Annotated in this window: 15 protein-coding genes and 1 pseudogene; 1 reads left to right on the plus strand and 15 read right to left on the minus strand. The window is 67.8% G+C overall.

Annotated features, from left to right (window positions below; translation table 11 throughout):
* Window positions 1–4: 4 nt before the first annotated feature.
* Window positions 5–1,267 carry an oxygenase MpaB family protein gene (locus tag BLU62_RS25930; RefSeq protein WP_074852674.1) on the plus strand — a complete coding sequence of 421 codons (1,263 nt, stop codon included), beginning with the start codon at window positions 5–7 and terminating at the stop codon, window positions 1,265–1,267.
* Here BLU62_RS25930 and BLU62_RS25935 read toward each other — a convergent pair.
* The 15 genes and pseudogenes from BLU62_RS25935 to BLU62_RS26005 form a co-directional block, all read right to left on the minus strand.
* A complete protein-coding gene (locus BLU62_RS25935) occupies window positions 1,219–1,842 on the minus strand; it encodes a pyridine nucleotide-disulfide oxidoreductase (protein ID WP_074852675.1) in 624 nt (207 codons plus the stop codon). The genes BLU62_RS25930 and BLU62_RS25935 overlap by 49 nt on opposite strands.
* A 140-nt stretch (window positions 1,843–1,982) precedes the next feature.
* Window positions 1,983–2,681 carry a TetR/AcrR family transcriptional regulator gene (locus BLU62_RS25940; protein WP_074852676.1) on the minus strand — a complete coding sequence of 233 codons (699 nt, stop codon included), beginning with the start codon at window positions 2,679–2,681 and terminating at the stop codon, window positions 1,983–1,985.
* Window positions 2,682–2,724: 43 nt separating this feature from the next.
* Window positions 2,725–3,474 carry an ABC transporter ATP-binding protein gene (locus tag BLU62_RS25945; protein WP_074852677.1) on the minus strand — a complete coding sequence of 250 codons (750 nt, stop codon included), beginning with the start codon at window positions 3,472–3,474 and terminating at the stop codon, window positions 2,725–2,727.
* Window positions 3,471–4,325 carry an ABC transporter ATP-binding protein gene (locus BLU62_RS25950; protein WP_074853313.1) on the minus strand — a complete coding sequence of 285 codons (855 nt, stop codon included), beginning with the start codon at window positions 4,323–4,325 and terminating at the stop codon, window positions 3,471–3,473. Before BLU62_RS25950 ends, BLU62_RS25945 begins: the two co-directional genes overlap by 4 nt.
* Window positions 4,318–6,324, minus strand: a complete 2,007-nt coding sequence (locus BLU62_RS25955) for an ABC transporter permease (RefSeq protein WP_074852678.1) — start codon at window positions 6,322–6,324, stop codon at window positions 4,318–4,320. Before BLU62_RS25955 ends, BLU62_RS25950 begins: the two co-directional genes overlap by 8 nt.
* Window positions 6,325–6,485: 161 nt before the next feature.
* A complete protein-coding gene (locus tag BLU62_RS25960) occupies window positions 6,486–7,754 on the minus strand; it encodes an ABC transporter substrate-binding protein (RefSeq protein ID WP_084811890.1) in 1,269 nt (422 codons plus the stop codon).
* Between the two features lie 343 nt (window positions 7,755–8,097).
* Entirely contained in the window at window positions 8,098–9,261 is a 1,164-nt protein-coding gene (locus BLU62_RS25965) for a phosphatase PAP2 family protein (protein WP_074853315.1), read from the minus strand.
* A gap of 129 nt (window positions 9,262–9,390) precedes the next feature.
* Complete coding sequence (locus BLU62_RS25970) at window positions 9,391–10,674, minus strand: hypothetical protein (RefSeq protein ID WP_084811891.1); 1,284 nt, start codon at window positions 10,672–10,674, stop codon at window positions 9,391–9,393.
* Window positions 10,675–10,857: 183 nt separating this feature from the next.
* Window positions 10,858–11,493 carry a TetR family transcriptional regulator gene (locus BLU62_RS25975; RefSeq protein ID WP_074852680.1) on the minus strand — a complete coding sequence of 212 codons (636 nt, stop codon included), beginning with the start codon at window positions 11,491–11,493 and terminating at the stop codon, window positions 10,858–10,860.
* Between the two features lie 2 nt (window positions 11,494–11,495).
* Complete coding sequence (locus tag BLU62_RS25980) at window positions 11,496–13,712, minus strand: MMPL family transporter (RefSeq protein ID WP_074852681.1); 2,217 nt, start codon at window positions 13,710–13,712, stop codon at window positions 11,496–11,498.
* A 272-nt stretch (window positions 13,713–13,984) separates the two neighbouring features.
* A complete protein-coding gene (locus BLU62_RS25985) occupies window positions 13,985–15,358 on the minus strand; it encodes an amidohydrolase family protein (RefSeq protein WP_074852682.1) in 1,374 nt (457 codons plus the stop codon).
* Window positions 15,355–15,900: a pyridoxamine 5'-phosphate oxidase family protein gene (locus tag BLU62_RS25990; protein WP_342028653.1), complete on the minus strand. Its 546-nt coding sequence runs from the start codon at window positions 15,898–15,900 to the stop codon at window positions 15,355–15,357. Before BLU62_RS25990 ends, BLU62_RS25985 begins: the two co-directional genes overlap by 4 nt.
* A gap of 62 nt (window positions 15,901–15,962) precedes the next feature.
* Window positions 15,963–16,742, minus strand: coding sequence for a creatininase family protein (locus BLU62_RS25995; protein ID WP_074852684.1), 780 nt, complete (start codon window positions 16,740–16,742; stop codon window positions 15,963–15,965).
* Window positions 16,739–18,069: pseudogene (locus BLU62_RS26000) on the minus strand (FAD-binding oxidoreductase). Before BLU62_RS26000 ends, BLU62_RS25995 begins: the two are co-directional and overlap by 4 nt.
* Window positions 18,066–19,241: a substrate-binding domain-containing protein gene (locus tag BLU62_RS26005; RefSeq protein ID WP_074852685.1), complete on the minus strand. Its 1,176-nt coding sequence runs from the start codon at window positions 19,239–19,241 to the stop codon at window positions 18,066–18,068. Before BLU62_RS26005 ends, BLU62_RS26000 begins: the two are co-directional and overlap by 4 nt.
* Window positions 19,242–19,304: the final 63 nt, after the last annotated feature.

Below are 19,304 nucleotides of genomic sequence, written 5' to 3' on the forward strand. Positions count from 1 at the left end.
ATTCATGGAGCGGATCCCGACTGATCTGGTGAATGGCGATCTCGCCGTGCAGCGATACGGAGAGGCCGGACGGGTCTGGCTCGACCAGATGTGGCTCGCCGACCCGCTCGCCGACGCGGTCGCGGCCGACGAGCACCCGGGCGGGTCGACGACCTCCGTGCTCCGGAACGCACTCGCGCACGGGATCTCCTCGCTCGAGGAGTCCACCGACTCCATGCGGGCGTTGTTCGCCTTCCTCGACGACGAGCCGGACTGGGTCGATCACGACCGGATGGCCCGGGCGGCGGATGCGCTCATCGTCAACACGGCACCGCTCGGCATCGTGCTGGGCGCGGCGTCCCTGGTGCGTGGAGCGGGAAACACCATCGCCGCCAAACCCCTCGCGGTCACCGGACGCTATGTGTCGCAGCCGGCGATGCGGTCGGTGGAGGTCGGGGAGTGGCTGAGCCAGGTCATCACGCCGGGCGGGATGCGCCGCGACGGAGACGGTTTCGCGTACACCGTGCGGGTCCGCATGATCCACGCGCACGTGCGGCAGATGCTGTGGAAGCGGGGTGACTGGGACGAGAACGCCTGGGGTGCACCGATTCCGCAGCCGTACATGGCTTTCACGGTTGCCGAGTTCGGGCATATCGCGATCGACGCCATGCACACGCTCGGCGTCCGGTTCACCGACCGCGAGCTCGACGACATCTACCACCTCTGGCGATACGTCGGCCATGTCGTCGGGATGAGCCCCGAACTCAATCCGGGCTGCGAGGCCGACCATGTCCGCATCGAGGAGCTGTACCGGCTGACGTCGCCGGGACCCGGACCCGACGACCATGACTTCGTCGTCGCGCTCACCGAGGACTATCTGGTACCGGAGCTCGCCAACGTGTTGCCCGGCCCGCGGGCGTTGCGAAATCGGTTGGCCACCGACGTCATGTACGGGCTCCAGCGGGTGTTCATCGGCGACCACGACGCGGACGCGCTCGGAATCCCGGACGGCAGGATCAAGCACGTCCTCGGCCGGGTCGGTCCGGCTCTCGCACTGGCCGGCTCGGCGCAGCGCCTGGGCGGCGCCCGTCGTGCGCGTGCCCGGATCGAGGAGGCCTATCGCGTGCGCGACGCGGAGATGGCTCGCATGCGATCGGACTACCGGGTCACCCACGGCCTCGTCGACGCCGCCGCGAACTCGGCGTCATCGGGCCAGCCGCCGGTTGCCGACTCGGCGACTCAGCCGCCGAATGCGCCTGCGGCGGTGACGTCCTCGGTCAGGCAGTAACCGATCGACGCCGGCTGCGTGAAGGTCCACCTCGTCTGATCGTCGGGGCAGCTGATCGAACCGTCGCCGCGGCTGACGGTCTTGGCGACGATGGTGTTCTCCACGGGCGATGTGCTGCAGTCGACCTCGCGATAGTCGGCGAGCCTGCCGCCGTTGAGCGGAATCTGGTAGCAGGTGTCGGTGGCGAAATTCGGTGTCATGCAGAGCTTCTGATCACCTCCGGAGAAAGTGAGGCTCGACGTGTAGTCGGCGGCGCACTCCGCACCGGTGCTCACCTTGTCGGCGGCGTAGAAGGTCAGGCCCTCGGTGCCCTCGCAGTTCTCCTTGGTGGCGGCGACCTTGCCCTCGCCGGCCTCGTCGCCGATCTGCAGGCATTCGCCGACATCGATGTCGGAGGCCTCCTCGACCGTCTGGGTGCCGACGCTGAAGCTGCACGCCGCGAGGGCGCTGAAGCCCATACAGGCCACGATGACGGTGGCACGACGGCCGATATGCCGCAGGGGCCGGCGCGGGCCGGGGATCGGGCCGGTCTCGATGTGGTCGGTGTCGGTCTGGACGTTCTGCTGGCGGGACATGGTGTTCCTCTCCTGGGCGGCCGTGTTCCGGGGAGGTTCGACCGCGGGGGTTCTCGTGACAGGAGAGAGAATCGCCCGGCCCGCTTGCGGGAAACTTGGGGTCGACTTGTCCGGGTCTTGGACCCTCTTGAATGGGCGCGTCAGCGCTGCTCGAGCGAGGCGTCGAGCGCCTGGAGCTGTTCCGGCCGGACGTCCCGGAGAACGGCCATGGTGGCGGTGATCGCGAGATCGCAGGCCTCGTCGATGCCGGCGCCGTCGACGATGAGCGCTCGATGCGCGACGTCGAGGCTCATCCCCAACAGCAGTGACGCGAGCGTGTCCGCGCTCGCGGCGATGCGGGTTCCCCCCTCCGCGTAGTTCTTCCGGAGACGGGCCGAGATCCGTGGTTCCAGGGCGGCGTACAACCGGCGGTTGCTGCCGCCACCCTCGCTGTGTCCCATCAGCACCCGGAGACCCGCGGGGTGGTTGCGGGCGTAGTCGAACAGGCACTGCACCGAATGGCGCGCGCGGGCGCCGTACGGCATGTCCTCGCTCTCGTCGTAGACCCGGAACATGAACGAGGTGAAGATGTCGAGTTCCCGCGCGATGACGCGCGAGACGAGTTCATCGCGGGACCCGAAGTGCGCGTAGAGGGTCACCCGCGTGGTGCCGCCGCGTTCGGCGATCGAGGTCATCGTCGCGCGATCGGCCCCCACCTCGGCGATCACCTCGCAGGCGGCGTCGAGCAGCTGTTCGTCCGTGGGACGGTTGCGTGTGCTGCGCGGCGGGCGCTCATGCCCGCCGCGCCGGCGGGACGACCTCTCGGTCCCCTTCGCGTTCGGATCGTCGGCGGTGACCACGTCGTCCCCGGATTCGTAGTGGTGTCTGTCGTCGTGACCGGTCTCAGGAGGCCTGGTCGGAGATGGTGCGGCCGAAGTATGCGGCCTCCACCATGTCCCGCCGGCTGCGCAGCTCGGCGGCGCTCGCCGACAGGGCGACCCGGCCGTGATGCAGGACGACGGCCGAGTCCGCGATGCCGAGCGCGAGATCGATGTGCTGTTCGACGAGGACCACCGCCATCTGGTGTTCGTCGGCGAACGACCGGAGCCGCGGCAGCAGATCCTGCACGGCCACCGGTGACAGACCCAGACTCATCTCGTCGATGAGCAGGACGCGCGGACGCGCGAGCAGAGCCTTGGCGAGGGCGAGCATCTGCTGTTCGCCGCCGGAGAGGTTGCCGCACTGCCGCGACCGCATGGTCTTCAGCTTCGGGAAGTACCCGAAGACGGTGTCGAGGTCGGTGCCGTACTTGCGCTTGGCGAGCCGCAGGTTGTCCGAGACGGACAACTTGTGGAACAGGCCGCGGGTGTCGGGGACCAGGGTCACGCCGCGTCGGGCATTGCGTTCGACGTGGTGGTCGATCGGTTCGCCGAGCGCGGTCACGGTGCCCGACATCAGTGGCAGGGCACCGACGGAGGCGAGCAGGGTCGTCGTCTTGCCGGCACCGTTGGGTCCGAGCAGCGCGAGGATCTCCCCGGGGCGGACAGCGGCACTCAGGCCGCGCACCGCCGGCACGCCGCCGTAACCGACGGTGATGTCGTCGAGTTCGAGGACCGGGCCCACCGCGGACGCGGCGTCGGATTGCGTGCTCATCGGGTCTCCTCGGGCGCGTCGGGTGTGGAGGATTCGGTGCCGGCATCCGGGTCCACCTCGGGGCTGCCCAGATACGCCGAGATCACCGCCGGGTCGTCCTGGATGGCGGCGGGCGAGCCGCTCGCGATGACCTTGCCGAAGTCGAGGACGTAGAGCCGGTCACAGACGTCGAGAACCAGCGACATGTCGTGGTCGATGAGGAGGATGCCGATACCGGTGGCCGCGATGCGGCGCAGTTCGGCACCGAAGTCGCGGCTCTCGTGGGTGTCGAGGCCGGCGGCCGGCTCGTCGAGGAGGACGAGTCGTGTCCCGCCGACCAGTGCGCGGGCGACGCCCACCAGTTTCTGTTGTCCCAGGGTCAGTTCCCCGGGGAACTGGTCGGCGGCGTCGCGCAGACCGACCAGATCGAGTGCGCGTTCGATGGTCTCGGCGGGCGGGCGCGAACCGTTGATGACATCGGACAGCAACGCCCGCAGGCCGACCGGCTGAACGGCGACAGCCAGATTCTGCGCGACCGTGAGGTCGGTGAACAGCTCGCCGGCCTGCCAGGTTCGTGCCATACCGGCGCGGCGTCGACGGTGCGGCGAGGCCTTCTCCAGCCGCTCCCCGGCCAGCGTGACCGTGCCGGTGGCCTTGGTGAACCCGGTGACGGCGTCGACGAAGGTGGTCTTGCCCGCGCCGTTGGGGCCGATGAGTCCGACGATCTCGCCGGCGCCGACCGCGATGTCGACGTCGGAGTTGGCGCTGACGCCGCCGTATCGGACGGAGAGCCCGCCGGTCTGGAGCAGCGCGGTCTGTCCCAGCACTGCTGTCCCGGCCGCGGTCGGTTCGGGTGTGGTCGACTCAGACATGGGCACCTGCCTGTGTGCTCTGCGCCGCGCCGGGCGCCTCGGGTTTCGGAGATGACTCTCGGTGTCTCAGGGATTTGATCTTCTCGCCCAGTTCCGACATCGCGCCGGCCACGCCGACGGGGTTGAGCACGGCCATCAGCAGCAGGCTGCCGGCGGCGATGAGTTCGTAGTACTCACCGAGACTGAGGGTCTGGTTGAGGAACACGTAGCCGACGCCGAGCGGGCCGATGATGCCGGCGATGACGGCACCGGCGAACGAGGTGATGCCGCCGACGTAGGTCATCGCGAGCAGCGTCAGGCCGATCATGACCGTGAACGATCCGGCCGAGAGCTGGCCGCGGCTGTATCCGATCAGGCAGCCACCGATGCCGGCCAGGAAGGCCGAGAGTGCGAAGCCCAGGAGTTTGGTTGCGGCGACGTTGATTCCGACCGAGGCCGCCGCGCGTTCGTTGGAGCGGACCGCGAGGAAGGCCCGGCCGGTGGAGCCGCTCATGAACCTCAGGACGATGAGGGTGGCGATCGCGACGACGACGAGGACCATCAGTGCGAAACGCAGCGTGACGAGGTTGGTGCCGTCGCGCACCCCGAGGTCGATGCCGAAGATCGTCGGGTCGGCGATCATGTTGCCCTCGAACGCCGTGATGGCGGGGTTGTTGAACACGAAACTCTGGATCGCCAGCGCCGCGGCGAGGGTCACCACGGCGAGCTGAGCGCCGCGGATGCGGAGGGCCGGGACCCCGACCAACACGCCGAGACCGGTCGCGATGAGTGCCGCGAACAGCATGCTGAACGGGAACGGCACACTCCAATTGGTCGTCAGCTTGGAGAGCGCGAATCCGGCGGCACCGGCAAAGGCCATGGACGCCAGCGAGATCTGGCCGAGGTAACCGGTCAGCAGAACCAGCGAGAGTGCGATGAGCGAGAGGATCACCGAGGTGACCACGCCGAAACGCCAGGTGCCGGAGGTGAGCAGGATCGCGACGACGACCACCGCGATGATCGCCACGGCCGGGATGATCCGGATGCGCGGGATGCGCACCGCGGGCATGCGTACCTCGCCGAGCGATCCGCGCGACGGGATGCGGCCGCCGAGGAGGAACAGCGCCACGACGACGATGACGAACGGCACGGCCTCGCCGAGTCCGGACTGCGCCCACTCCGGCCACCAGGTCTTGGTGGCGAGCCACGAGATGACCGACTGGAAGGCGCCCAGTACAAGACCTGCAGCACAGGCGATTCCGAAGGATGTCAACCGGCCGACGAGGGCGACCGCGAGTGCGGGGATGACGAAGAAGGTGTAGCTGGTGACCGTCAGGCCGATGGTGAACGAGGCCAGGATGACGATGAGGCCGGTCGCCGCGCCGGTGATCACCCAGACCACCGCGGCGAGGCGGTCGGGGGAGTAGCCGGACAGTCGGGCGGCCAGTTCGTCTTCCGAACCGGCGCGGGTCGCGACACCGAGGGTGGTGAGCCGGAAGTAGGCCCACAGCAGCAGGGACACCGCGATGGCGACACCCGCGAGGATCAGGTCGGAGACGTTGACGACCGCACCGGCGATCTCGACGGTGCTCTCCGGCAGGATCGATTGGGCGAAGAGGTTTTCCGTGTCGAAGCGCAGCTGGACGAGCGCCTGCAGGAACAGCATGAGACCGACCGACGCGACGACCTGGGCGAGGACGGGTGCCTGCCGCAGGGGGCGGAAGACGAGGACGTGTGCCAACAGGGCCCAGATCACCGCACTGACGACACCGAGGAGGAGCGCGAGCTCCATCGACGTCGGGTTGTCCTCACTGCCGAGACTCAGTGTGCCGATGGGAAGTACGAGATTGCCGTCGGTGCGCAACGCCGCGACGACGTAGACCGAGTAGAGGCCGATGGCGCCCTGCGCGAAGTTGATGATGCCGGTGGCGGCGTAGATGCCCACCAGCGACGACGCGAGTACCGAATAGATGGCACCGGCGGCTAGCCCGAGGAAGGCGAACTGGAGAAACTGGCCCATGTGGCGTACTCATTCGTTCGGCGCGTGGACATCTCACGCGGACGGATTGCGCGGACGGGTGGGTGTCCCACCCGGCGGTCGGATCGAGAGGATCAGATGAGGAGAGCGGATCGGGTGGGATGGGCCCCGAGGGGAGCCCATCCCACCGGTCGACGATCCGCTTACGCGGCGCCCGGGATGAGCGCGAGCGCAGCCGGGAGCGGGGTGATGAATCCGCCGGTGGCGGGTTCGGTCTTCTTGTCACCGACGACGTTGAACAGCAGCATCTCGGTGGTGCAGTTCGGGCTGGTCGGCTTACCGCAGTTGAGCTTCGGTCCGATGAAGGACTGGTAGTCCTTGACCGCCTTCAGCGTGCTGAGGACGTTCGGCCCGGTGTACTCGGTGAGCTTCGCGTTGCCGACGGTGGTCGCGAAGTCGGCGAGGATCGAGAAGGTGCCGTAGGCGTAGAAGCCGGCGGTGCCGCTCTGATCGTCGATGAACTTCTGTGCGGTCTCGAGGTTGCCCTTGACCTCGGCCGGGGTGACGTCGAGTGCCGGCGTCTGCCAGAACGGCGAGTACGTCTGGGCGCCGACGGCCTGCTGGCCGAGGGTGTCGATGAAGTCGGTGCAGGCGGCGAGGAAGATGGTGCCCTCGTACTTCACCGAGCGCAGCGACTGCGCCAGCTTGGTGCAGACGTTGTCGTTCGGCGCGGTCATGAGTCCGGCTGCGGCGGGGTTGCCCTCGGCGAGCTGGGTCGCCAGCTGGGTGAAGTTGGGTCCGGCCGGCGGGTAGTAGACCGACTTGACCTCGATGCCGAGCTGTGCGCCGAGCGGCTTCATGAGGCCGTCGAAGACCTGATGTGCCTGGGGCAGATCGGCATTCGCGAGCGTGAGGGAGTTCTTGCCGTCGGCCTTGAGCTGCTGCATGAAGCCGACGAGGAACGCGGCCGGCGGCGGTCCGAAGTACACGCGGTTGTCCGCGGAGGCGCCGGTGATGGTGCTGAACGGGATCTGGCCGACCAGCGGGATCTTCGCGGCGGTCAGAATCGGCACGGCGGCAGCGGATTCGGCGTTGAATCCATCGATCGCGGCGACGACGCCGGCCTCGACGAACTGGTTGGCGCACGACACCGTCGACTCGGGTGCGGTCTGGTCGATGCCGCAGTCGATGATCTCGATGGGCCGGCCGTTGAGGCCGCCGATCTGGTTGTTGATGTAGTCCACGGCCGCCTGCTTGCCGGTGGTGACGCCGGGCTGGGTGGCCGGACCCTTGGAGGGGTTGAACAACCCCACCTTGATCGCTTCGCCGGAGGCCTTGGTGCCGCTGGAATCCGCGGCGGAGCCGTCCGATCCGCCGTCGTCGCTGCTACACGACACGACGGAGAAGATGCACGCCGCGGCAACGGCGACCGCCGCCAACCGTCCGGCTCTTCGAGAGTTCGACAAACGCATGTTTCGACTGCCTTTCGGCGATGATCTCCGGGCACGACGAAGCAGCCCTGAGGAGAGGGCATGACCGCATCGCCCCGGCGGGGCTTGAAGGTGATTGAGTTCGTTAACCCAGTCGTCGGACTGGGTCCGAGATTCGGCACCGTCCGCCCTGGTCACGGGCGGTGAGTCCCCGTCGGATGTGACGTGGACCACCCGAAAATTAGCCGTATCCTTACGCTGGTGTCAAGCTGTTCAGGGAAACTGGACACACACTGGACCAAAAGGCGCGCCGAGATGGCGCGTGCGATGAGTTCGCAACGCGCAGTTGGACAAACGATTCAGTAAGGAAAAGTCGTCCGGGTCATCAGTGAACGGTGACGTCGCCGTCGTGGTCGACGGTCACCCGGGCGGTGTAAGCCCGCACGAGGTCGAGGCGCTGCCAGGAGGCGCGGCCCGGACGCTGGTCGTCGAGCGGGTACCCGGCGGGATGCGCGGTCGCGACGAGGATCTGACGCCGTTGCGCGTCGGACAGCGACGGGAAGGCCGGCGCGATCATGTCGACGGCCTGCTGCGAGACCACCATCCGATGAGCGGGTGAGGCGACGCGCCCGAAGCCGTAGGTGAGGCGATCGGTGTAGATGCGCTGCGCCTCGGCGTCGGTCAGATACGGGGTGTCGTTCTCGATGCAAGTGGACAGTGCAGCGCCACAACGCCATTCGAGCTCGGCTCGGATCTCTGCCGCGGAGGCGCGGAGCAGTCTCTTGAAGTCCGGGTCGTTCCACCGGTCGGCGGCCGAGGCCTGGCCGACCATTGCCCCACCGATCACGTCGAGCGGGTAGTGCACGCCGAGTACGACGCGGTGGTACCCGCCCTCGGATGCGCGGGTGAGGAACTGCGGGGCGAACTCGGGAAGCATCATCGCGAGCAGGGTGCCGCGCCAGAAGAACATGCCCGCGTGTCCGGACGGGAACGACGGGTTGGTCCCGAGTGCGTCGTACTCGCTTGCGCCGGCGCGCGTGTACTGCCGGATACGGGTGGGGGCGACGATGAACGGGCGGTCGTTGTCGAACACGTACTTCTCGACCAGCGTCGTGTTGGCGAGGCCGCCGCCGCGCGCCAGGTAGTCGCTGAAGATCGCCTTGGTCTTGGGCAGCCGGCCTGCGGCGAGCGCGTTGCGGAAGTGACCTCCGAGCTGCTGCCCGAACGCGTCGGACATCGTCACCAGAGGATCGTCGTGGGCGTCGGCGAGTGCGCGCCGCTGCAGGGCGGGATCGCCGGCCGCGGCCTGGTTGATCGCCACGACCTTGTCGAGGTTCTGCGCGATGATCTCCGGGTGATCCCGGCGGAGCGCGCTGAAGGTCTCGATCGGCTGCAGATAGATGCCGCCCGGGAACGAGGAGACATCCGACGGGTAGAGCCGCACGAGGTCGCCGATCGGGAACGGTGACGGCGTCGGCTTGGCCGGGGCCGCCTGTGTGGGCGCGACGAGCGCGGCGGTGGCGGCGACGGCGGCAGCGGTCGCGATCACCGGTGTGATCAGCCGGGCGAGGGCGCGCCGCCGTGGCCGACGTGCGGGAGTCGTGCGGGGCCGGTCGTCGCTGTCCGAGATCACCTCACGATCGTAGATGTTCTTTCGCCGGACGAACGGCCGCGTCCGTCAGCAGGCCGGGCTGCCGGGGAACGCCGGCACGCCGAGGCGGCAGCCGACGGAGGTCACGGCACGGAGGCGGGTATCGGGGTTGCGGCGCTGGAGGGCGGGCAGGAGTCCGTTGGTGACGACTGCGGCCTTCGCGGCCGGGGTGGTCGCGGCCGGGTTCAGGGTGCCGCGCAGGCGCGCGAAGTTCACCAGCTCGTCGTAGACCATCGACAGTGTTGCCGCAGTGGTGCGGTCCTGAGGCGCGAGCTCGTCGAAGTGCACCCCGGTCTCGAACTCATGGCGCACTGCGTGCGGGCCCTGGTCGCAGCCCGGGACGAGCAGGTCGATGTCGAAGGCCCGGTTGCGCGGCGTCGGGGGCGTGATACGGCCCTCGTCGGTGCACACGTGATGCGAGATTCGGTCGCCGAGTGCGTGGATGTAGATGCCGGTGCGAGCGTTGGCGGATTGGCTTCCGATGTAGGGGTCGAAGCGGTCCGACGTCACGTTGCCGGAGATGATCTGACGCCCGGTCATGTTCTGGAAGGGGAGGTCGATCGGGTCGACGAGGCTGTACTGGCCGTTGATCGGGACGGGCTGCTTGTCGCCGTAACACGTTGCGCCGGTGGCGTAGTCACCGGCGGCGGTGCGGTTCGTGAATCCGCCGGTACACAGCGGTGCGGCGCTGCCCGGGCCGTCCATCGCCCATTTGCGGATGTGGGTGAGCATCACCTCGTGCCGCGGATCGTTCACGTCGGGCCGCAACCCGTTCGGCATGGGCGAGCGGGGTCCGCGCATCGTCGGCAGGAAGTGGAACAGGAAACCGCCGGTCGCGAAGTGGGTGCGGACGAGGCCGCCGATGTCCTTGGTGGTCAGTGCTTTCGCGTTCCGGAAGGGGTTGCCGCGCATGTCCCGGGGAACGAAGGTGCCCAGGTCGGTCGCCTCGCTGTAGGCGGCGATCCAATAGGCGTCCTGCACGGAGAATCCGACCTTGCGCGCGATGATGTAGGTGGAGTCGGTGTGCACCAGGCTGCGTCCGCCGAGCGGCTGACGAAGTGTGTAGGCGTACCGGAGGAATGCGCGCGCCCCGCAGAGCGGATCGTTCGGGTTGTCCGGTGGGCAGATGACGGGCAGGGGGCCGCAACTGTGGGGCGGTGCGCCGGGCGTGTAGCAGATGTCCTCGGCGAATCCTCGGGCCGTCGGCGGTGAGGCCGCGATCAGCGATGTCGCGGCGAGGGCCAGCGTCAGTGCGGAGACCGCGAGAGCGCGTGGCGCAAGCCGGATGTGGAGGCGTCGAGTGAGCTGCATGGCTGATCCCTCCTGCACGGATCAGCTCATGGTAGGCCGGGTGACACCGGCGCACTGCGACATTCGGAAACCCGTTCCTGAAATGCGCCCCTGTGATGCACCCTCCGGAGGGCAGCCGGCGACACCATGTCATCGGTGCCGCTGTGAAGGGCGTTCTCCAGGGGCGGATTTCAGCGTTGGCGCTCAGTCGAGCGGCAGGCCCTGCTCCAGGAGATCGATGGCGTGCAGGGTGGTCTCGATCTGCGGCTGCAGGTGGCTGTCCTCGGTCTCGGTCGCCAGGCGGAAGGTCACGCCCGCCACCGCGTCGAGGAACACGCCGAGGGCGAAGTCGTCGGCGTCGCGGCCGAGGTAGTCGGCGATGAGTTGCCGCATCCCCGCCATCATCCGCTCGGACTCGGCCTGAAAGGTTTTCTGCAGCAACGGTTCCGACCGGATCAGCTGCATCCTCAGGGGATTGCCGACCCACGGGTCGTCGGCGGTGAGGCGGTTGAGCTCGGTGAAGAGCCGGCGGATGAGGTCGAAGTGGTTGAGCCCGGGTGGCATCGACTCCACGATGGCGCGGGACTCGGTCTCGAAATACTCCCCGCCGACCACCACCTGCTCTTTGGTGGGGAAGTACCGGAAGAAGGTCATGTGGGAGACGCCGGCAGTCTCGGCGATCTGCTCGACGGTCGTCTTCGCGTAGCCCTGTTCGGAGATGAGACGCAGGGCTGCTTCGCGAATCGCATTGCGGGTGCGTGCCTTCTGCTGCTCGCGCAACCCGGGCCGACGCCCCGGGCTGTTGCCCGGGGCATCGGTGGTGGATGGAGCTGCGGACACGATCAGCTCGCCGGTACCGGCGTCTTCGTCTCGTCGGGATCGGTGAGTCCGCGGTGACGGACCGACTCGCCTTCGATGTCGAAGTTGATGACGAGCTTGTCGAGCCACTTGGGCAGCGTCCAGGCGCGGTCGCCGAGGAGGGCGATGACGGCCGGGACCACCAGCATGCGGATCACGAAGGCGTCGAAGAGGACTGCCGAGGCGAGGGCGAAGCCCATCATCTTGGCCGTCGTCTCCGGCGACAGCATGAACGCGGCGAAGACGCTGATCATGATGATCGCCGCCGAGGTCACCACGCGGGCGCCGTGGCGGTAGCCCGCGACGATGGCCTCCTTGGCGGTCATGCCGTGTATGTATTCCTCGCGCATTCGGGTCACGAGGAACACCTGGTAGTCCATCGCGAGGCCGAACACCACACCGATCAGGAAGATCGGCAGGAACGAGATGATCGGCTGGGTGTGCGAGATGATCCCGAACCAGCCCTCCTGGAAGATCGCGACGGTGATGCCGAAGGTCGCGAGCACGGAGAAGATGAAGCCGATCGTGCCGATCAGCGGCACCCACAGGGAGCGGAAGACGCCGATCATGATGAGGAAGGCCAGGCCGACCACGACGATCAGGTAGGGGATCAGCGCGTCGTCGAGCTTCTGCGAGAGGTCCGACATGATCGCGGTCTGTCCACCGACGTGCAGTTCTGCGCCCTGCTTGTCGACGGTCGGCGAGTACGCGCGGATGTTCTCCATCAGCGTGTGGGTCGCCGGCGAGGACGGCGCGCTCTGCGGCGTCACGGTGATGAGCGCGGTGTTGCCGTTCTGTCCGCCCTCGTTGCCGATCCAGGTGATCGCCGCCGGGTTGGCGACGTCCTTCAGCGACGCGATGTGCTTGACCGCCTCGTTCGCGACGGGCGCGATCGGGGCGTCGTCGTCATGCAGGACGACGAGCAGCGGGCCGTTGATGCCCTCGCCGAAGCCCTTGGCCAGCAGGGCCTGTGCCGGTGCCTCGTCCTCGGTGGACAGTGACAGGCCCAGTTCCATCTTCGTTGCCGGGATCGCGGCGGCCGCGAGCGCGAGGAGTCCGATGACGATGAACGGGATCGGGGCCTTGACGACGGCGCGGCCGAGGCGAACGCCCAGGGTGTCGCTGTCCTCGGTCTGCTCGGCGTGCTTGATCCACGGGATCTTCGGGCGGAAGGCGTGGCGGCCGAACGCGCCGAGGATGGCGGGGATGAGCGTGAGTGCGGCGAGGACCGCGATCAGGACTGCGACGGCGGCGCCGGCGCCCATCTGGGTGATGATCGGGATGCCGATGACCACGAGGGCGACGACCGCGATGATGACCGTCAGGCCGGCGAACACGACTGCCGACCCCGCTGTTCCGACCGCGCGGCCGGCGGCATCGGCCGGCTCACCGCCTCGGTTCAGTTCGGCCCGGTAGCGGGACACGATGAACAGCGCGTAGTCGATGGACACGGCGATGCCGAGCATCGTGACGATGGCGGTCGCCGACTGGTTGATCGAGAGGAGTTCGGCCGACAGCGTGAGCAGCATGATGGTGATCGCGACACCGACGATGGCGGTCACGAGCGGGATGAACGCGGCGATGAGGGCGCCGAAGGCGACGATCATCACCACGAACGCGATGGCGAAGCCGATCAGCTCGGCGGCGCCGCCTGCCTCCATCACCTGCATGAGCGAGCCGGTGGCCTCGACCTGCAGCCCGTCGCCGCGGTTCTCGTCGAGGATCTTGACGAGCTGTTCCTTGTCCGCGGTTGTCAGATCCATGATCGTGATGTTCTGACGGACCTGCATCAGGCCGACGCGACCGTTGTCGCCGAGGACCGACGGCGCGATGGCCGGGTCGACGGCGGCGGCCACCAGCGGGTTCACCACGGTCTCCGGGGCGATGACGTCCGGCAGCGTGCGGAGATCCTCGGCCAGCTTGTTGATCTGTTCCGTGTGGTTCTGCAGGCCGTCGTCGGCGGCGACCAGGATGCTGGTCGAAGCCCGTTCCTGCTCCTTCATGACCTGCGGGAAGTATTCCTGGACCTGCTCGGTCGCGGTGCCGGAGTCGGTGCCCGGAAGGCTGAAGTCCTGGGCGAACTTCGGCTTCAGGACGCCGACGAGCGAGACGACCGCGATCATCGCGATCAGCCAGACCGCGATGACGGCCCATTTGTGCCGGAAGGAGAACCTTCCGAGCTTGAACAGATACAACGCCATGGCGTGGTGAACCCTTTCGGTTTTCGAACGCAGGGGGTCGACGACTGTGCCGACCGGTCGGGCGACATGCGAACGCAGCCGCCCCAAGTGTTAGTGACTAACAGTAGTGACTGAGTACCACTTTCGCACAGGCCCCCGGTTCCGGCGCGTAGACAAGCGTGACCTCCGCTCTTCCGTTAGTCACGCGAATCAGGGCGAATTTTGTGACAATTTCGGCAAAACGGTCAATCGGCGGTGGTCTAGGTCACCAACGCGCGCGATCTGTGAAATGTTCAGAGCGCAACGGCTGGGTGGATCCCCGAGCGGGCCGCAGAACGGATCATCCGCTCGGTGAGTTGGAGATCGGCCTCCGCCCGGAACGGGTCCGGGGCATCGCGCGACCACACCGACCGGCCGCCGACGAAGACCTCGCGCAGATTTCGTAGTCCGCATCCGAGCACGTAGGTCGCCACCGGATCCCAGACGGGCCCGGTGTGCGGTGAGCGCGGATCGACGACGACCAGATCCGCGAACTTCCCGACCTCGAGGGAACCGACCCGGTCGGCAACACCGATGGCCGTGGCCGAGCCGAGGGTGTGCAAGGTGAGGACATCCGCCGGGGACAGCACCGCGGCATCGCTGCGCAACCCGCGCTGCAGGAACAGCCCGGTCCGCATGTTCTCGAACGGGTCCGACACGTCTGTGCAGGACTGGTCGTCGACACCCATCCCGACCGTGACCGCATCCCGCAGGAGGCGGGGGATGTCGGCGATGCCGGAGCCGAGCCGCCCGTTGGACATCGGTTGCCACACCACGGACGAACCGGTCTCGCGCACCCGTGTGACCATCCGGTCCGTCGGATGTACGAAGTGGCCGAACGCGAAGTCGGGACCGAGGACGCCGGCCGCGTCGTACCAGTCGAACTTGGACTGTTGGATGTCGATCTGCTCGGCGGTCTCGACGAAGTGCGCCTGATTGGTGATGCGATACCGATCCATCAGTGCGCGTTCGCGTTCCGCGGTCACCGGGGCGGAAGACCATTGGACGGAACCGTAGACCGAGCCGCCCAGGTTCAGCGCGGGATCGACGGTGTCGAGATGCCGCATCACCTCGTCGAAGCCGCCGAAGGCCTCGTCCTCGGTGAGTTGTTCGTCGTCGAGTCGCACGCTGGTGACGAACCGGATTCCCGACGCGGCGAGCCCGTCGACCTGGCGGTTGACGAACTCCGCGGGGTGGATCCGTTCGGCGCGGAGCACCGACTTCTCGTAGTCGAACAGCGCGATCACCCGTGACTGGGTGAAGTTGTACACCGAGGTGATGCCCGACGACAGGTGGTCCAGACCGCCGGCCAGGGTCATCCAGTAGAGGTCCTCAGCATCGGCGCCGAGAAGCATCCGACTGTTCTGGGACACCCATTCGTAGAGCGGGCTGTCGGCGGCCACGCCGCGCATCCCGCCGGTGTAGATGTGGCTGTGTCCGGACACGAAACCCGGTGCGAGGAAACACCCGTCGAGGTCGTGCGATACTCCCGGCGCGTCCGCGGGCGGGGTGCCTTCGCCGATGCCGGAGATGCGCCCGGCGGGGTCCACGGTCAGCCACCCCCGAAACCACGGCCTGTCGCCCGAGACCGGCAGGATCAGCGCGTTGTGAAAAGTCGTACCCGTCATCCGGGGAGGGCCTCCGATGTCCATGAGGTGTCGTTGCGGGCGAAGCGGATCCGCTGCGACGGGCCGTCCGGATCGCCGCGCCAGAAGGTGATCTCGCGGATGTCGATCGCGAAACCCGTCCACGTGTCGGGCGGACCCAATACGGGATGAGCGGCGTCGAACTCCGCCCATCGACGATGACGTTCGTCGGGTGACAGCGCCGACATCTCGTGGTCGTTACACCAGGCGAGTAGCTGCAGATACCGGGTGCGGCGCGAGAACGACTCGCGGAGAGATTCTTCCGACGGCCGGCGCACGGTGCCGTCGGCCACCACCTGACGTCCCGACTGCGGCCAGGCCACCGCGATACCGGCGCGAGGCAGTTCGGTCAGCTCGGCCACCTTCGACGACCGGCTGTCGGTGTGGAAGTACACCGCGGTGTCGTCGGCGTCGCTGAGGAGCACGTGACGTACGCGCGGATACCCGTCGCGCCCGAGTGTCGACAGTGCCATGAGAGCGGGTGCGGCGTCGGCGGGCGGAAGCCAGCGTCGCAACAGCGACATCGGGTCGATTGTGCGGTATTCCTCGGGTGGACAATCACTTCCGAACTCCACCCCGCTGGTGATCATCGCCGCACCCGTCCGGGGTCGAAGGTCGCGATGTCGGCGAGCGCATCCAGCAGGGCTCCGACGCGCTCCTCGAAGAGCTCGGCTCCGATCGTGGCGTCTGCCCCGGTGGGGTCGCCGATGACCCCCGACTCGGCGAAATCGGTGGACAGCCAGCCGAACTTGACGGCCTTGGTGAACCCGACGTGAGTCGAATCGGCGACGGCGTCGGCCACCGCGGCGACGGCCTTGTCCATCTGGACGAGATTTGGTCTCAGGTGCAACATCATCGACGTCTCGGCCCAGCCCGCATGAATGCCGAGTCCGCGTTCGGTGGGACCGGCCCGGCCGGGGCCGGAGGTGAAGAACGTCTGCAGGTCGAAGCGTCGGCGCAGTTCACGTGCCGCCACCTCGATCAGGGCCGAATTGCCGCCGTGGGCATTGAGGAACAGCAATCGCCGGGCCGGGGTCCCGGAGATGGAGGCCCCGATGTCGACGATCGTCTCGAACAGGGTGGATGGTCGCAGCCACATCGTGCCCGGCAGCGCGGCGTGTTCGTCGGACTTGGTGTAGCCGAGGGCAGGGAGCAGCCAGACGTCGTGTCCGGCGGCGGCTCCGCGTTCGACGACGGCGGCCGACACCGCTTCGGCGACGATGAGGTCGGTCGCCAGCGGGAGATGCGGCCCATGCGGTTCGATGGCGCCGGTCGGCAGGACGAGGATGGAGTCCCGGGAGAGCGCGGTGTCGATCTCGGCGGTGGTGAGCTCGGCGTAGCGGCGGGACCCGAACGCTGCGGTCACATCCACCTCCCGGGATTCAGAAGACCTTTCGGGTCGGTCCGGGCGGCGAGTGCCTGGACGCGTTCGGCATCGAGATCGACGTACCACTGGTGGGGTGAGTGGACGCCGACCCCGAGCTCCTCGAGGGCGGCAACCCCGTCGATGACCTGCTGGGGATTCCGGTAGACCCCGTTGAGCATCCCGAACATCATCCCGTTGCCGACCTCGAGGTGGAGCATGCCGCCTTCGTAGACCTTCTCGACCTCCTCGAGGCGGGTGACCAGGGCGTCCCCGCGGACCTCCATGTGAAACCATCTGTCCGGCTGTGCCTTCTGCAGCCACCACGTCGGATGGTTGTACGACAGCGTGGACAGCTTGATCGTCTCGGCCAGGCCCTCGCGGACAGCCTCCACCCGACCTCCGGCGCTCGTGATCAGGTCGGTGGATTCTTCCAGCGCCCGCGCGTCGATGATCCCGCGCACGTTCGCGCGACCCCGCACGAAGGCGGGGTCGGCGGGCAGCGCCTCGACGATCGTCGGACCGTCCGCCGACAGCAGTCGTGGCCGCGGTTCGATCGACGACAGACGGTACGCGGCGTTGAAGGCTTCCCGGGTCGAACCGAAACTGGCGTGAAGACAACGCCATTCCTGCAACGGCTCGACCCGCACCGCGGCGCGCACGATGACGCCCGCCACCCCGTATGTGTGCACGAAGGGTTGTGCGTCCTCACCTTCGAGGTGGACCAGTTCGGCGTCCTCGGTGCCGTACACGACGTCGAGCGCCGTGACGAATCCCTCGTGATTGCGGCCGTGCACGATGGTGCCGGTGCCGGCCGACCCGCCGCCCAGGAAGCCGCCGAGCGTCGACTGCACGGTCGACGGGTACATCCACAGCTGGCTTCCGGAACCCCAGGCCGTCTGCTCCAGGTTGATCATCCGCGCACCGGCCTGCGCGGTGATCGTCTGATCGGTGATCTCGTGAATCCCGGTGAGAGAGGTCATGTCCAGGACGAGGCCGCCGAACCGGGGGATCACCTGGCCGTAGTTGCCGGTGCCCTTCCCGCGGGTGGTGATCGGGACGCCCCGCGCGACCGCCGCGCGGACGATCGCGGGCACCACCTCCGCCGTGCGGGGATAGCAGACCAGATCGGGGTCCCGAGATCCTGGGCCGACAGGATCGGGCTCATCCCCGATCCGTCCCGGCCCGCGCGTTCCAGGGCACGTGGCAGCGTGCTGATCCCGCGCGGACCGAGGAGCGACAGGAGGTCGTCGGCCAGCGCGTCGACGTCGCCGGGCCCGAAATCGGGTCGTCCGTCGTCGGTGCCGACCGCGATCACCGGTGAGGTCACGGCAACCCCACGGAGGTGTCGATGAAGCGGTTGGTCGCGACCGTGTCCGGGGTGATGCCCTCGACCACGGGGGTGCCCTGCTTGTCGAAGATCGGTGTGGTCACGTCGATCACCCGCTGCACGCGTGCGGTGTCGAAGTCGCCGACCGTGCCGTTCGGGCCGTTGCCGATGAGCTTCAGCTGCGCCATGGTCTCCAGGGCGTAGTCGGCGTTGCGCTGGGTGTACACCCACCCGGTGTCGTACTGCTCGACCGCGTCGAGGATGACCTTGTTGGCGGTGTCCGGCGACGCGAGGTAGTCGACGACGCCGCGCTGGAGGACCGGGACGAGCTGCTCGAGGCAGGCGGTGTTCTCCTCCAGTGCGCCGGCCCGGACGGCCATTGCGGACTTGTACGTGGGGAAGCCCACGTCGTGGACGAGCTGGTACGAGACCGGCTTCTTCCAGCCCTCGACTTCCTCCTCGTAGAGCTGCGGCTCGGAACTCGCGTAGCCCTGCTGGGCGGTCTTGCCGCCCGCGGCGACGAAGTTCGCGGGGGTGCCGTCGTAGCTGCCGTCCACCTGATCCGGCGACAGGACCCCGGAACCGGTCAGATAGTCCATGTAGGTGGCACCGTCGAAGTAGAGCACGCGCGCGTCGACCGGCTTGAGATCGCCGATGCCCTTCGCCTGTGGGTAGGTGGCCGGGTCCCACATGATCATCTGCGGGCTGATGTCCAGCGGCGCCATGACGGCCACCGTCGGATTCGACTCGGAGTTCTGGATTCCCTGGTCGGTGTCGACGTAGCCGAGCAGGATCCCGGGGTCGGAGTACATCTGCGAGGTGACGGACTGGAAGCCGATCGCCGGTCCGCCGGCACGGATCTCGACGTCGACGCCGGTGTACTCGCCGCGGTCGAACAGCGGTCCCGACACTCGCTTGTTGCCGGCGTTGATCACCGGGTCCGGTCCCAGTAGCTGATAGAGATGTCCGTGCTCGGCCTCGGGGTTCCAGTCGGTCTGGATGACGACCTTCTCCGGGCAGTTGGCGCTCAGGTCGACCGGACCGATCGGACCGGAGTAGCCGGAGGCCTCGGTGGTGTCGTCGGAACCGCAGGCCGCGGTGAGGGCGACGGCCGTGGCGACGGCCACGACCCCGGTGGCCTTGGACAGGCGACGCCAGACGTGTGTGTTCATGACTTCCTTTTCGGTAGAGCCGATTACGGTCGGGGGGACGGACAGGTGGGTGAGAAGGGCGGG

Source organism: Gordonia westfalica (genome assembly GCF_900105725.1).
Lineage (GTDB): Bacteria > Actinomycetota > Actinomycetes > Mycobacteriales > Mycobacteriaceae > Gordonia > Gordonia westfalica.